General features: G+C 36.0%; 11 protein-coding genes and 1 pseudogene. 1 reads left to right on the forward strand and 11 read right to left on the reverse strand.

Going from position 1 to position 15651, the window contains the following annotated elements:
• Positions 1-18 precede the first annotated feature (18 nt).
• Genes BUA98_RS10835 through BUA98_RS10845 form a run of 3 tightly spaced genes read right to left on the reverse strand, consistent with a single transcriptional unit; the run spans position 19 to position 2391 of the window.
• Positions 19-486, reverse strand: coding sequence for a nuclear transport factor 2 family protein (locus BUA98_RS10835; RefSeq protein WP_244279194.1), 468 nt, complete (start codon positions 484-486; stop codon positions 19-21).
• Positions 487-530: 44 nt separating this feature from the next.
• On the reverse strand, positions 531-1370 hold the full coding sequence (locus tag BUA98_RS10840; protein ID WP_072972357.1) for an aldo/keto reductase: 840 nt from the start codon (positions 1368-1370) through the stop codon (positions 531-533).
• 43 nt (positions 1371-1413) lie between these two features.
• On the reverse strand, positions 1414-2391 hold the full coding sequence (locus BUA98_RS10845) for an aldo/keto reductase (protein ID WP_072972359.1): 978 nt from the start codon (positions 2389-2391) through the stop codon (positions 1414-1416).
• 183 nt (positions 2392-2574) lie between these two features.
• Between BUA98_RS10845 and BUA98_RS10850 the strand changes: the two genes are divergently transcribed.
• Positions 2575-3471: a helix-turn-helix domain-containing protein gene (locus BUA98_RS10850; protein ID WP_072972364.1), complete on the forward strand. Its 897-nt coding sequence runs from the start codon at positions 2575-2577 to the stop codon at positions 3469-3471.
• On the opposite strand, the pseudogene BUA98_RS10855 reads toward BUA98_RS10850, so the two are convergent.
• The 8 genes and pseudogenes from BUA98_RS10855 to BUA98_RS10890 all read right to left on the reverse strand — a co-directional run.
• A pseudogene (locus tag BUA98_RS10855) lies at positions 3461-4441 on the reverse strand (aromatic amino acid hydroxylase); the annotation flags it as partial. The gene BUA98_RS10850 and the pseudogene BUA98_RS10855 overlap by 11 nt on opposite strands.
• 107 nt (positions 4442-4548) lie before the next feature.
• Positions 4549-5022, reverse strand: a complete 474-nt coding sequence (locus BUA98_RS10860; protein WP_072972367.1) for a hypothetical protein — start codon at positions 5020-5022, stop codon at positions 4549-4551.
• 209 nt (positions 5023-5231) lie between these two features.
• Positions 5232-8030 (reverse strand): M16 family metallopeptidase, encoded by a 2799-nt coding sequence (locus BUA98_RS10865; protein WP_072972370.1) that lies wholly within the window; start codon positions 8028-8030, stop codon positions 5232-5234.
• A 43-nt stretch (positions 8031-8073) separates the two neighbouring features.
• Positions 8074-9600: an aminotransferase class V-fold PLP-dependent enzyme gene (locus tag BUA98_RS10870; RefSeq protein ID WP_072972372.1), complete on the reverse strand. Its 1527-nt coding sequence runs from the start codon at positions 9598-9600 to the stop codon at positions 8074-8076.
• A 97-nt stretch (positions 9601-9697) separates the two neighbouring features.
• On the reverse strand, positions 9698-11740 hold the full coding sequence (locus BUA98_RS10875) for a protein-disulfide reductase DsbD family protein (RefSeq protein ID WP_072972375.1): 2043 nt from the start codon (positions 11738-11740) through the stop codon (positions 9698-9700).
• A gap of 444 nt (positions 11741-12184) precedes the next feature.
• Complete coding sequence (locus BUA98_RS10880) at positions 12185-13558, reverse strand: TlpA family protein disulfide reductase (RefSeq protein ID WP_072972378.1); 1374 nt, start codon at positions 13556-13558, stop codon at positions 12185-12187.
• A 42-nt stretch (positions 13559-13600) separates the two neighbouring features.
• On the reverse strand, positions 13601-15100 hold the full coding sequence (locus BUA98_RS10885; RefSeq protein ID WP_072972380.1) for a hypothetical protein: 1500 nt from the start codon (positions 15098-15100) through the stop codon (positions 13601-13603).
• A 22-nt stretch (positions 15101-15122) separates the two neighbouring features.
• A complete protein-coding gene (locus BUA98_RS10890; RefSeq protein WP_072972383.1) occupies positions 15123-15638 on the reverse strand; it encodes a protein-disulfide reductase DsbD domain-containing protein in 516 nt (171 codons plus the stop codon).
• Positions 15639-15651: the final 13 nt, after the last annotated feature.

The following is a 15651-nucleotide window of genomic DNA, read 5'->3' on the forward strand; positions in this document are numbered from 1 at the left end:
TGTAATTCTTATATTATTTTAAAATACGGATGCTACTGATTTAAGTATAATCCAGTTGCCGTTTCGTTTTTCAAGATTCATTGTCTGCTGCAGGCGCCAATTGTTTCGTGTTCCCCAGATTCTTGCATCCAGCAGATTCTGTCCCGTAAAAATGGCTTTGTCCCCATCTATTGTAACTGCAGTTTTCACCTCTTCATAAGAATAGTATTTCATGCTTTCTTTGTCAATCTCTGAGAACCATTCTTCTTTTGACTGAACGTACCCTGTAATATGTGTAAGGGTAAAATTTAGATCTACTATTTTGTTTAATCCTGTAATATCCCTGTCAATCATAAGCTTAGTGAATTGGCGGGTTACAGCAAGGATTTGTGATTTTTCTATAGCTATCTTATCGGCTTCCATAATTTCTTTTGATTTTGTTTGTGTGTGAGCTTCAGTAGAAATTAAAATCAGAAACACAAGCAATAATTTTAATACTTTTTTCATGCTATCTACTTAAAGTAAATGAAGTTTAATTGCTCAAAAAATCATTATCGACTGCCAATCCATTTTACAATTTCAGGGTCACGATGATCAAAGAATACACTTTTTTTAGTATCTAAAATTGAAATCATATCCATATCCTCTATGCCTAATTCGAAATCGAAAATGTTGATGTTTTCTATGATTCTTTCTTTTTTAACGGACTTAGGAATGGCTACAACTCCTCTTTGCACCAGCCAGCGTAAAATAACCTGCGCCACACTTTTATTATGTTTTTCCCCGATTGAAACCAATAATTTATTAGTAAACATATCATTTTTACCCTCAGCAAATGGCCCCCAGCTTTCTATCTGAACCTTATTTTCTTTTAAAAGATGCTGCGTCTCAAGCTGCTGGTTGAAGGGATGCGTTTCAATTTGATTTACCGCAGGAACAATTTTGTTATGTATAATCAAATCGATCAGACGGTCTGGTTGAAAATTACTTACGCCAATTGCTTTAATTTTTCCTTCACCATACAATTCTTCCATGGCACGCCAGGAACCGTAGACATCTCCATAAGGCTGATGAATCAGGTATAAATCCAGATAATCTAACTGCAATTTTTCAAGTGAAGCTTCAAATGCTTTCTTCGTTTTTTCATATCCTGTATCTGATACCCAAAGTTTTGTGGTAATAAACAAATCTTCTCTCGCCACACCGCTTTTCTTAATGGCTTTTCCAACTGCTTCTTCATTGCCGTAAGCCGATGCTGTATCTATTAATCTGTAGCCTGCTTCAATAGCAGTTAACACACTTTTTTCACACTCCTCCGCATCTGGAATCTGGTAAACACCAAATCCTAATAAAGGCATTTCTATTCCGTTATTTAAAACAATATTTTTCATTTTATTGAAATTAATTTAATAATAATTTAAAAGAACTCTTTTTTTATTCTTCAGACAAACCCAGCAGTCCTTCATTGAGTCTTGCTCCCTGAAAAGTGATTTTTGCCAGCCCATCCTCAATTTCCTGTAGATCTTTTGTGGAAAGCTCCACATTTACAGATTTAATATTATCGTCTAAAAACTCTATTTTATCCATTCCGGGAATCGGCACTATAAATGATTTTTGAGCCAGTAACCAGGCTAAAGCAATTTGAACAGGAGTTGCATTTTTTCTATTGGCAATCTTTGTGAGCAGTTCCACAACAGGCATATTGGCTCTTATCGCTTCGGGAGTGAAACGAGGAAAAACTGCGCGCAGGTCGGTATCACTGTCAAATTTGGTATCGGGTGTAATTTTACCCGTTAAAAAACCCGTTCCAATTGGTCCCCAAGGCACAAAACCAATTCCTAATTGCTCACAAAGTGGTAAAACTTTAGCTTCCGGTTCTCTTGTCCAAATAGAATATTGATTCTGAACTGCCGAAACGGGCTGAATATTATGTGCACGCTGAATCGTTTCTGCACCCGCTTCTGAAAGTCCAAAATATTTTACTTTCCCTTCCTGAATCAAATCCTTAATCGTTCCCGCTACATCTTCAATAGGGACATTTGGATCTACACGGTGCTGGTACAATAAATCAATATAATCGGTTTGCAATCTTTTCAAAGAGGCCTCCACTACCTGACGGATATGTTCGGGTTTGCTATTAATTCCGGTGTCTGAAATCATTCCAAATTTCGTGGCAATAATGACGTCTTTACGAAAAGGTTTTAGCGATTCACCTACCAGTTCTTCATTAGTAAAAGGTCCGTAAGCTTCTGCCGTATCAAAAAAAGTGATTCCTTTCTCATAAGCAGAACGGATTACTTTGATTCCTTCCTTTATATCAACACCCTTTCCTGTTCCAAAACTTAAGTTCATGCATCCCATTCCTAAGGCGGAAACTTCTAACCCTTGTGTTCCTAAAATTCTTGTTTTCATTTTTATAGTTTTACGTACAATAATTCTCTTATCATTTTTGACAATACAAAGTTCCTCCAATAATGTCACTGGGTTATTATACATATTACTGTTATTATTACCATTATTACTGATTTGAACATTCACCTTAACTTATTAGCAATCTGCTTAGTATATTTGTACTGTTAATTAAATTTTCATCTCATGGAACACATTATAAAAGTCGAAACCATAGCACAGTACAACGCACTGAAAGGTGTTGAAACCCAACATCCTTTAATAAGTGTTTTTGATAATTCAATAACAAATGCCCTGCCCAACAATTCCCGAATGCATTTTGGTTTGTATGCTGTTTTTTTAAAAGCCGGACATTGCGGAGAGCTGCGCTATGGAAGAAATAACTATGATTATGACGAAGGGACTTTGGTTTTTATTGCTCCGGGACAAGTAATCGAAGTTAAAAATGAGGAAAATTATATGCCTACTGGTCTGGCGCTGCTTTTTCATCCGGACTTGATAAAAGGAACTGCTTTAGGAAAGCAAATGAGCCAATATTCTTTCTTTTCTTATGATTCGCACGAAGCCCTTCATTTATCATTGAAAGAACAGCAAATTATTAAAGATTTGTATAATAAGTTAGAGTATGAACTAAATCGGTCTATTGACAAACACAGTAAGAGTATCATAGCAAGTAACATTGAACTATTTTTAAATTACTGCGTTCGTTTTTATGACAGGCAGTTTATAACCCGTGAGAACATCAACACAGACATTCTATCAAAATTTGAGAATTTGCTCAGTGACTATTTTGAATCGGAAAATACGCGAAATTTAGGTCTGCCTTCTGTAGGATATTTTGCGGATCTTTTACATCTTTCGCCTAATTATTTTGGTGACCTGATTAAAAAGGAAACAGGCAAATCGGCTCAGGAGCACATTCAATTAAAATTAATTAATTTAGCCAAGGAACGAATTTTTGATACCAATAAATCGATCAGCCAGATAGCATTTGAACTGGGTTTTAAATATCCACAGCATTTTAATCGAATGTTTAAAAAAAATACAGGGTATACCCCTATTGAATATAGAAGTTTAAACTAAAATTGTTGCTTAATTCAATTGTTCCTAAAGCACTTGAATGGATTAGTTTTTGAATTCCCGAAAGACCTCCGGTTCTTAATGCCATTTTATTGGCAAATTCCTCTAAAATTAAACTCAAATAAGAAAAAGTTGGCGTCACATAAAGTTGAGGTTGTAACTGTGTAATATCAAAATTCTGATTCGCAGCCGAAATATCATAAGGGATTTTCTTTACATTGTCCGTCATACACCAGGCGCTTTCTCCAATAGAAGATAGTAATCCGGCGCCATAAATTTTTGGGTCTTCAATAGTCCCAATTAAACCATATTCCACTGTCCACCAATGTAAATTACGAATCTGAGCCATTTCTGATAATTCGCCCATATTGTTTTGCAAATCAGCAACGGCTTTTTCTGCTTCGTCAATTTTTTCCTGAGGCGTATCTTCGGCTTCTTTCAAAATCGAAAGCAAACGAATCGCTTCATACATTTGATAATCTTTGTGAGATGAAATCGCTTTGCAGCCAATTTCACCAAAACGGCGCAAATATTCTGCATATTCAGGATTCGCAATAATAGGAGCGTGGCCGGCACCTTCGTGAATAATGTCTGGTGCAGGTGTATATTCAATATGTTCTAATTGTCTGATATCTGAAGCAATAACCAAAACGTTATAAGCCTGAAATTCCATAAAAGCATTTGGCGGAATAAAACCGTCAACTGCAACCGCCGCCCAGCCAATTTCAGTCAGGATTCGGTTCATTCCATACATACTTGGAATAGAATCTACTTCGATTCCGGTTTTCTTCAAACCATCCAAATAAGAATGATGGGCAACTTTTGATAAATAATCTACATTCTTGCGCATCACGTAGCGCCAAACCGCCTGATTAATTGGTGTATAATCGCTATAATCCTGAGGTTTGATAAATTGCTTTAAATGTTTTGGCAAGCGCTCTAATAACGGGTTTGTTTCAATATTTGTATTCATCGTTTAAGATTAACAATTAAAATAAAAATCAATGAGCAATTTTTAACGAAGTGATATAGAGCTTTATTCGATAACAAAACTTTAATTATTTGGCAAAGCAATGTCTATTACACTAATACATGTAGTTTATCGGCGCCTAGAGCTAAATCGGCATTAAGTTTTTTCTGTATAATACCCTTTAAAAATAAATCAAAAAATAGCTGGCGCAAGCTGGAGTCCATATAAAACTGATAGCGACAATCCACTATAATCTTATTATGTTCTAACTGTGTAAAGGTAAAATGGCAGCGCATTGCGTTGAAGCCTTTAAATCGTTTGGATCTAAATTCGTCAATATGAACTGAAAAAGAAACACGAGGAATAAGACTGAATAATTGATAAAGCGCTGTTGAGCCATCTTGAAAATAAATCAGCTCTTCATCCCCAGGCTCTATCATGTCTGTATTTAAAATATTCTTTTCATTTTTAGGAACAAACCAAATATTTTGCAGTACAACTGTTGGATTTAATGAAAAAAAATATGAAAACACCTCTTCAAGTGGTGCTGATACTATTATAAATGACTGAAGTTCTTTTCTCATAAAAAATAATAAGCAAATATGATTCATATAAAGAAACTGAATCCATTAATATTCTTAGAAAAGCGTGATAGCACTAACTATAATGATTGATAGGGGTTTTAAAAATAAAGAGCTGTCGGCAAACAGCTCTTCATGAGTCCTTCAAAAAAATAGTTAACAAATTACATTATCTAAAAAAATAAAAATTATGAAAGACAGACTATTAAAACTTATTTCATAGGATTGCCGTCCTTATCAAGTGAACCTGATTTAATGATCACCATTTTATCTGTTTGAATGTATTTCCTGATAGCTTCATTGACTTCCTTTAAAGTCACCTTTTCAATTTCCTTTGGATATTGATTAATATAGCTTGGATCCAGCCCTCTTTCAACAAATCCTAAAATAGTTCTACTCAGTCCAGTCGTCGTTGACAGACTTACTTTAAAACTACCAATTAGGTTTGTTTTTTTGTTTTCTAATTCTTGTGCCGTAATACCATCTTTTAGCCATTTATTAACCTGAACCATTGTGGCGTCCAATCCTTTTTGAAATAAAGACGGATTAAATGATGCGTTGATATACCAGTAACCACCAGTCATGGTATTGCCTCCCATTCCAGAAGTAATATTATAGGTCAATCCATCAACATCTCTGACAGTCTGCATCAAGCGTCCTGCAAATCCACCTCCTAGAGTGTAGGTTGCAATATAAAATGGTACAAAATCAGCGTCGGATCTTTTTAATCCTGTGTACTGTCCTATAAATAATTCTGCACTTGGTTTTTCAGCAATTGTAATCACCTCTGTTTTTGAGGCTTTTGGAGCGTCTTCAAATTTTAAAGTTTCTGTCACTCCGCCACTCCAATTCTTAAATGATTTCTTTAAAGAATTATTCAAATTGGCACCGTCCGTATCACCAACGATTACTAAATGCATAGAATTTGGTCCGAAATATTTTTTGTGGAAAGCTTTAACTTCCTCCAAAGTGGTATTTTTAATGTTGCTTAAATCCTCTTCAACACTTAAGTCATAGTTAGGGTTTGCTTTTGGGTAGATCGCTTGGGTCAAAGCGATGCTTCCCCTTTGTCGAGGATCATTTAAATTTTGTTGCGTATTTCCTGTAAACTGCTGTTTCAGGTTTTCAAATTCCGTTTTATCCATTAACGGAGAACGCAATTCCTCAGCCAACAAAGTGATTACCTGATCTAAATCTTTTTTAAGACATTTAAAATCAATGCTTATTTTCGAAGCCGAACCATAAACATTTAAAGTCACTCCTAATTTTTGAAGTTTTTCAGAGAATTTAAATTTGTTATTAAGCACTGTACCTTGAGATAGCATTGCCGCTGTCAGCGTCGGTATCATAGAATTTTTATTTTCATTGGCAAAATTACCCAATGAAATACTTGCAGAAACTGTGACAAAATCTTTAGCTGAAGTCTTAACCGATACCACATCAATCCCTGCTACTTTTTCTCTTTTGAAAAAGGAAGCAGTTTTTTCCATCGAAATCTGCTCTGCATAAGTTTTATTTACAACAACCTCTTTTTCTTTAACTAAAACAGAAGAAGAGGAAGAAGAAGAATCTTCTAAATGACCATGACTTGGATCTCTATAATAAAAAGGTCCATTTTCTGCCATTAATTTACTAGCTCCTGAATCCTGACTTACATTTGATCCTGATTCTTTTGGAACAAAATAACCTGTGGTACTTTGATCTTCCACTAAATATTTTTGGGCCACACGTAGCACATCTGCGGGTGTCACTTTTTTAAGTCTATCAACACCTGTTACATAATCTGCCCAATCTCCCCTGGCAATGGCTTCTGTTAATTCAGACGCAATGATACCTGATCCGTCTCTGCCAAGGATAGTTTGGGCACTTATTTTAGCCACTACTCTATCTACTTCATCCTGAGATACTCCCTCTTTTTGAATTTTAGCAACAACCTCACTTAATTTTGCATCAATATCTTCGTGTTTAGATGTAGTAGGAAATCCAACACCAATAGAGAAAAGTCCCACTTCTTTAAAGTTACTGGCACCTGCGTATGCATATATTCCCAAACGCGTATCTACGAAAGTTTTATTCAAAATCGCTGATGGTCCTGATCCAATAATTTCGGCAAGAATATTTAGCGCTGGCAGGTCTTCATGTAAAGCTCCAGGAATTTTATAGGCTTTATTAATTACTCCAAGTTCTCCCGGTTTCTTAATTATAATTTTACGAGGACCATATTGTTGTGGTTCTTCAGTATAAGGCTGAGGCATTACATTTGGTGCCTTTGAAATCTTTCCAAAATACTGCTCAATAAGTTCAAAAACATTCTCTTTTTTAAAATCTCCGATTATCGTCAAAGTTGCATTATCAGGCCAATAGTAGGTATTATAAAAATTACGAAGCACTTCAATTGGTGCCTTTTCGATATCCGATTTCCAGCCAATTGTTGAATGATGATATGGATGAGCAATATAAGCTGTTGCCCATATTTCCTTATCAAGTAAACTGTTAGGATCATTCTCACCACGCTCAAATTCATTGCGTACTACCGTCATTTCAGCCTCTTTATCTTCTTTTAGAAGCAGAGAGTTACGCATCCTGTCCGCTTCGATCTGCATCGCCAATGCGATTTTATCGCTTGGTAACGTCTCATAGTAATTAGTACGGTCATACCATGTTGTAGCATTTAATTGGGCTCCTGTATTTTGAAGTACGTCAGTGATTGTAGTTCCCTTGTTTTTATTAAAAGTCGGCGTTCCTTTGAACATTAAATGCTCCAAAAGGTGAGTACTTCCAGTGTTTCCCAAAACTTCATTTTTGGACCCTACCCTGTATACAATCTGCACTGTAACAACAGGTGATGCGTTGTCTTGTAACAGTAGGACGTTCATTCCATTAGGTTGGTACAAATATTCTTCAAACCCACCTAAAACTTTTACTTTACTAAAATTCGGATTGCTTTTCTGTGCAGTAACCATTGCGCAGAAAAATAATGAACCGAAACCCAAAATAACTTTACTTTTCATTTTAATTTTAATTTTTAAATTTAATTATCTCCCTTTATAAATCTTATACAAGTTCTGCCGAAAACCACCCTTTCACTTCATCAATTAATGGATCTGTACCCAGCATATTTTCAAATTCATTATTACACTGATTATAATTATAATCAGTGCCCCAATCCTTATGGTGAAGTATTATACTTTTTAATGCATTACAGATATATAATAGTTCCTGGTCAGTCATTGTCGGGTGAAGTGATATACGAACCCAGCCGGGTTTATCCGTTAAATTCTGCTTTTTAATACCGGCTATTATTTCATTAGATTTTTCCCTTTCAATTCCAAACAAACTGTGAGCATAAGTACTGGCACATGACCATCCTCCTCGAACCTGAACGCCAAAACGGTCATTGAGAAGCCTAACCACCAAATTATAATGTATGTCTTCGATATTTAATGAAATACAGCCTATACGTTCACTTTTCTGGTCTCCCAGAAGCGAAATATTTGGAATATTGCGTAGTTCTGAGTAACATAATTCAAGGAGTTCTTTTTCTCTATTTTTCATGTTTTCGATACCCATCTGTGTTTTCAGTTCCATACACAATGCCGTCCGCATAACCTGAAGAAAACCGGGAGTTCCTCCGTCTTCTCTAACTTCTATAGCATCACTATAACAAAATTCACCCCAAGGGGTAGTATACTTCACATTGCCTCCCCCCGGATTATCAGGAAAATTGGATTTGTATAATTTTTCGTTGAAAACCAAAATGCCACAACTTCCTGGTCCACCCAGAAATTTATGTGGCGAAAAGAAAATTGCATCCAATTCCTGACCTGGATCTTCAGGATGCATATCAATTTTCACATAAGGTGCCGATGCTGCAAAATCGACAAAACAAAAACCGCCGTGCTGATGCATAATTTTAGCAAGCTCATGATAAGGCGTGATTATCCCCGTAACATTAGAACACGCCGTAAAAGAGCCAATTTTTAAACTTCTTGATGCGTATTTCTTAAGTTCTGCCTCTAATACAGCAGTGTCAACCAAATTATCTTTTCCAGCCTTTAGAATAACAACATCTGCGTTAATTTCGTACCAAGGAACCTGATTGGAATGGTGTTCCATGTGCGTAATAAATACAACTGGCCTTTGATCATCATTACTGTTATGAAATCCTTCCTTTAAAAAATCAACTTTAAGCAGTCCCATGATTCGCTGCAATTTAGACAAAGCAGCTGTCATACCTGTTCCCGTGGTAACTAATATATCAGCTTCTGATGCATTGACATGTTTTTTGATAATATTTCTGGCGTGCTGATATGCATACGTAGATGCTTTTCCAGATTCACTTGAAAAAGAATGTGTATTGGCAACCATTGGACCGATTTTACTGCACATTACCGCTTCAATTGGGCGATATAGGCGTCCACTTGCAATCCAATCCGCATAAATCATTTTTTGGTTTCCATAACCTGAATTAAAAACATGATTATTGCCTATTATATTCTCTCTAAACTTTTCAAAATAATGCTCCAGTGAAGGAACCTTTTCAAAGTTATCCTGGACTGTCGATAATATACTGTCTTCCATTACAAAACATTTAATAAGTTAAATAGTTTAGAAAAGGAATCACTTTGAATGCGATCCTCAAAGCAATTCCTTTCTAAGAATTAACAACCTTTTTTAATTACTTTTTATAGTGTGAAATTCCAATTTTCAGCCAGTTATGAAAGTCTTCAATATCCGGCGTATATGCTGTTGGCACCGTAAGATTTTCTTCATTATGATCCATTAGTACATAAAATGGCTGCGAATTGGCTTTGTATTTAAGGGTCTGAAGTTCACTCCATTTCTGACCGATATATTTTAGCTGTTTGCCTGGACGTAATTTAGATTCCTCAATTTCACTAGCAGCAAGTTCTCTTTTGTCATCTACGTAGAGTGAAATTAAAACAACATCATTTTTAAGCATAGCTAAAACTGCTGGGTCAGGCCAAACGTTTTGCTCCATCTTTCTGCAATTTACACATGCCCAGCCTGTAAAATCAAGCATCACAGGTTTACCCACTTTTTTTGCGTAGGCTAAACCTTTATCATAGTCATTAAATGCCATTATATCATGTGGTGCCAAAAGATGCGCTCCATCTGGTAGATCAGCGTGGCTTTCCGCAGCAGAAGAACCTCCCTTAGATGCCCCCACACCATAAGGAGATTCGCTATAATCCTGAGGTGGCGGAAAGGCGCTGATTAAATTCAAAGGAGCCCCCCATAAACCAGGAATCATATACACTGTAAAGGATAAGACAACAAGGCCTAAACTTAATCTCCCTACAGATATATGCTGTAATGGAGAATCATGAGGCAGTGTGATCTTTCCGAAAAGATAAAAAGCCAGAGCGCCAAAAACGGCAATCCAAATCGCTAAAAATACTTCACGCTCAAGTAAATGCGTTTGCATAACCAAATCTGCCTGAGAAAGGAATTTGAAGGCTAGTGCCAATTCTAAAAAACCTAAAACAACTTTTACAGTGTTGAGCCACCCACCTGATTTAGGTAGGGAATTCAGCCACCCTGGAAAGGCTGCAAATAAAGCAAAAGGTAGCGCTATAGCCAAAGAGAATCCAAGCATACCTATAATTGGCGCAAGACCTCCTTTAGAAGCAGCCTGTACAAGCAAGGTGCCCACAATAGGACCCGTACATGAAAATGAAACTATAGCTAAGGCCAGTGCCATAAAGAAAATTCCAACGAGCCCACCTCTATCGGCTTGCGAATCAACTTTATTAGACCATGAGTTCGGTAGCATAATTTCAAACGCTCCTAAGAAAGAAACTGCGAAGAACACTAATAATATAAAGAATATAATGTTAAACCATACATTGGTTGCCAGAGCATTTAAAGCATCAGCACCAAATAAACCTGTTACAGCGGTTCCTAAAAGCACATAAATCACTATAATACATACACCATAAATAATGGCATTTTTTATTCCAACAGCCTTATTCTGACTTTGCTTCGTAAAAAAGCTTACAGTCATTGGTATCATAGGGAAAACGCATGGTGTTAAAAGCGCGGCAAAACCGGAAAGAAATGCGATAAAAAAGATTCCCCATAGCCCTTTTTCTTGTTCAGTTTTCGCCGGGCCTTCTTTCGCAACAGTAACAATTTGTCTACTTTCGGTCTTTAAATTTACATCTACGGTTTCCTTTTGCTCAACAATTGAATCCGAAATTTCCGTGTTCTGTTGCTTTACCGCTACTGCCTGCTCAACGATGTTCTTTGCCTTGCTTAAATTAAAACTTAATTCAACTTCAGATGGGGGCATACATCTGGAATCATCGCATACCATAAATTCTACTACTCCGTTTACTGTAGTCAAACCAGTCGTAACCTTAATTTTCTGCTCAAAAACGGCAGATTTTTCAAAATATTTTATCTGCATCCTAAAGATTGGATCGTCAATATTATGCCCTTTCTCTTCACTTGTGCCACCAATCAACTTAACCGTTGCCTTTTCATTATCATATTTAAAAGTAGTAGGAATCGGACCGTTCTCCGGAACGCTTTGTGAATAGAGGTGCCAGCCTTGCTGTATAACAGCTTTTGATATTAGTTTATACTCTGTATCTGAAATTTTTTCTACTGCAGTTGTCCATTTTACCGGATCTAGAACCTGCGCGTTTCCAAACCAAACAGATAGGAGAGTTATTATTAGAATTGCTTTTTTCATAGATATTTATATTTATTTGGGATGAATCATTAAAAGGTTATAGAACAGCCTTATTCGTCGTTGCCGCGTTTTTATGTACTTTATTAACTATTTATAAGAGAAAGAGGACCAATTGTATTGAGTCCTCTTTTCTTTCTTCCTTACTTGTTTCCAAATCTGCTTACTAATTCAAAATTTTCTTATTGAAACAAATATTATAAAGAAGTGTTGATATTTAAAGAGTACTTTAAAAATGGCAGGCAATGCTAACTTCAAACATGACGCTGTTTTTAAATATAGAGTCTAAAACGAGTTCATACCCTTGCCTAAAACTGTTAAAATTTTAATATTTTATTTACAGATAGGCAATAATTTTACCACTCACTTAAAAAAAAAGCTTTTTCACAGCTTAATCAAAGTAAATCACTAATATTCTGCCTTGCAGATGTACTACAGTTTTTTTATTTAAATCCCTAGATCAGTAAATAGTTTAACTATTTTATCTTCTTCAGCCGGACGAGGAGCATTTGAACTGACAATTTTCCCTGAAGGATCTAGCAGGATGAATCTCGGAATTGCCATAATTGAATAGTCCTTTAAAAATTGAGAGTCAAAGTCTTTATCCGCGATTAATTGAATACCTCCTAATTTTTTATCAATTATCATTTTTTTCCATTTGTCATGAGCACTAGCCTTATCAGCAGAAATACTTACAAAAGTGATATTCTTACCTTCGTACTTCTCCTCCATTTTTTTTAGGAAAGGTAATTCCGCCATACATGGACCACACCAAGTTGCCCAAACGTCGATGTATACATATTTGCCTTTCAGATCTGCCAGCGATGTTTTACCGCCGTCATTATTTTCATAACCCTCAAATTTTGGAGAAGGCTGTCCTATATCAACAATAAGGAGTTTGTTATAGCTTTGGGTAATCGTTTTTTTATTTTCTTCATTAGTAGAAGCTGCCATAAATTCTTTATAATATCCCTTCAAATCAGTTGTTGTAGTGATTCCTACGCCAGCCATCGAATAAAGAAGTTCATTTTTAATTCCCTCATTTGAAATGCTGCCTATTGATTTTATAGTGGCTACATCCTCTGCAATTGAACCTGATTTACTCATGATCTCAGCTTGCCTTGCATAGTAGGAAACAATAATTTTTCTGTAATCTTCTGAGAAATTGAAATCTTCAAAATTCTCATATGACAATCCATCAAGATCGTTTAAAAATCCTTGACTAACTTTGAAGCCGGGTTTTGCAGCAAAATACTCATGATATTTTTCGTAATTGTCTAATCTTAAAAGATAGCTGTAATTGATATTTTTCTTCTCTTTTGTTTTATAACTTTCCGAAAGCCCTTTAACACCTCCTAGCGCTGTTTCCAATCCGGTTTTGATCTCTTTAGATTTCGCTTTAAATTCAGCTTCTTCAAGCATGTAAAACGCTTTCTGGTCACCTACAATCTTATCTTCGGTTTGTTGTTTTACTGCAAGGTAATTAGTAGCCTCACTACCCTTGCCTGTAAACTTTATTGTTTTATTGAAATCAGCGGCATCAGCATTGATTATTATTGCCGCCCCATTCTCAATGTATAGCTGAGCGAAATTTTTTCCGTCATATAGAAAATATATGCCCTCCCTAATTTTAAGAGTATCACTGAATTTTCCCTGGGCATTAATTTTGAGAGTATGTGAAAAGGATTGGTCTTTACTTACAATTTTCCAGTCTGCCGACTTATGGGTAATAGTACCCGATATAATAGCATAGTCTGTTTCTTTCTTTTGCCAGGAAACAAACACAAATGCCAAAGCCATTAAATAAATTATTTTTCTCATTTTTTGATATTTTATTTTTTATATTTTAAACTGACAATTCTGCTATTTTGTAGTGTCTATCATCCACTTGTACCCGCCGGCCTCAGTAAAGAATAATTTCGAAGAATTATCTCCTAGCCACTCCTCCCACTGCTGAGGACTTTTTTGCATACCCGTATAATGAAGTAGAACTCTATTGGCTAAATCTGCATCCTTTCCACTTTTTAAAAGAGACACGCATCGCTCTAATAATTTTATGTCCTCATTTCCGATACCCATTTTTTTAATATCTTCATCTACTTTCAACTCATAGAAACCATCAGGTTCAGAGTACATATATTTTTTATTGTCCAGCAAATATTTTTTTAACTTACCAACGTTTTTTAGATATTCAGGTTTGTAGAAAGTCTGTGCAGTCTGCTGCATGTATTGTTCCCATGTAGGAACCGGAATTGGCTGGGATTGCATCCCTAATACTGCTTCATCCATTTCAGAAAGAGTCTCACCTTTTTCTTTTTTTGCTACTAATTTTTTTATATTAATCTCCCTTGACACATTGAGCTCGGCCATGTAGGCTTTAAATTTCTCGAATGATTCTGTATTGAGATTAGCTACCATTTCATCAATTGAATTTTTAGTAGCAATGCGGTCATTGTATTTTCTGGCAATAGGCTTCTGTCCTTTAAACTTTTTTATATAAACCACGGCATTTGCAAAAACCTGTTTAGCCTCGTCAGTCATATAATCAGGAGATCCGGAAAAACCCCATAGCAAGAAATTCCCGTGACGGCCTATCGCTACGGCACCTACATCCTTTGTATTAACACCACTTGAAATATATTCGGCATCAGGTGAATCTAAAAAACCATCACCTCTGGCTACAAGGCCAATTCGGTATCCTTTACCATCAATATAGCCTTCTTTCTGAACCTTCCACATTGGTATTTCCTTAGGAACATCTTTACCTGTAGCATAATGATAAACCCCTTCTGGGGTTGGTTTGACCACCATAGTCAGATTTACTGGAAAAGGTCCTTTAAAAATGGGATGCTCCGTTTTTATGTGATGAGCATCGGCATCCAGGCACAAGCAAAGCCAGTCCAATTTTAAACCGATACTATTTCCCATATTCGGCGCAGTATGCCCGATGAAAACAGTTGGAAAATCAAAGTCCTCATTTAAATATTTTGCAGGTACATATTTTGGAGAACGTACTGCTTGTTCCCATGCATTTATAGTCTGGTCAAAAATGGTAACATCATAACTTTTTGACATCTCCATAGTATAACTTCTTGCATCGACTGCTTTTACTGTTGTAAAGTATTGCTTTAGATAAATCTCAAATGCACTGTACCTTGTTTTTACATCCTCTCTGAAACGCTCCGGGGTCATTCCTCCTGAGCCCGTTGGGGAATTAATTATATCTTCACTTACAGGAACAGCAGGATCATAACCAACATATAAAACCGAAAGGTTTTCTTTTTGAACTTGCTGGGCATAAATGCCTGCACTGCTGAAAATGAGTATTGCAACCAATACCACTAAAGTTCTTATTTCTTTCATTATTATTATTTTTTTTTATTTTTTATAATTTCAATTCCTTAACTTTTGTATTGGGAGGCAAACACTGTTTTATATCACAAGTTTGATAAGCTAATCCAGCACTAATTTTAGTTCCTGCGGTAACGCCTTTTACCGAAAAATATCTTGTAAAAATAACTTCCCCTTTGTAGACAAAAATATTATCCTCATAAGGATAAGAACCAGGCTTACTCCATTCGGTAAGCGGTATCAAAGTTTTTGGAGCATCCAAAATCATTTTATATTGGATGTAAGGTTCTGTTTTAGGTACATAAGCATAGATATGCCAGCCCTGTAGGATTTTAGCTTTCACTATAACTGCTACCTGAGTTTTATCATCATTGTACACCAGAGTAGTGTTAACTGAAACAGGATCTGAAACAGGCGGACTTTTCACGTTAAGCGCCTTAACTGCTTTATCAACTGTTTTGCTGAATTTTTCACTGATCTGCTTCTGGCTGTATACTTGAAAACCAGCTAGTAAAAACAAAATCAATATTTGACGATTTAAAATTATCATAATGTAGTATCCT

This window comes from Flavobacterium saccharophilum (assembly GCF_900142735.1).
GTDB lineage: Bacteria > Bacteroidota > Bacteroidia > Flavobacteriales > Flavobacteriaceae > Flavobacterium > Flavobacterium saccharophilum.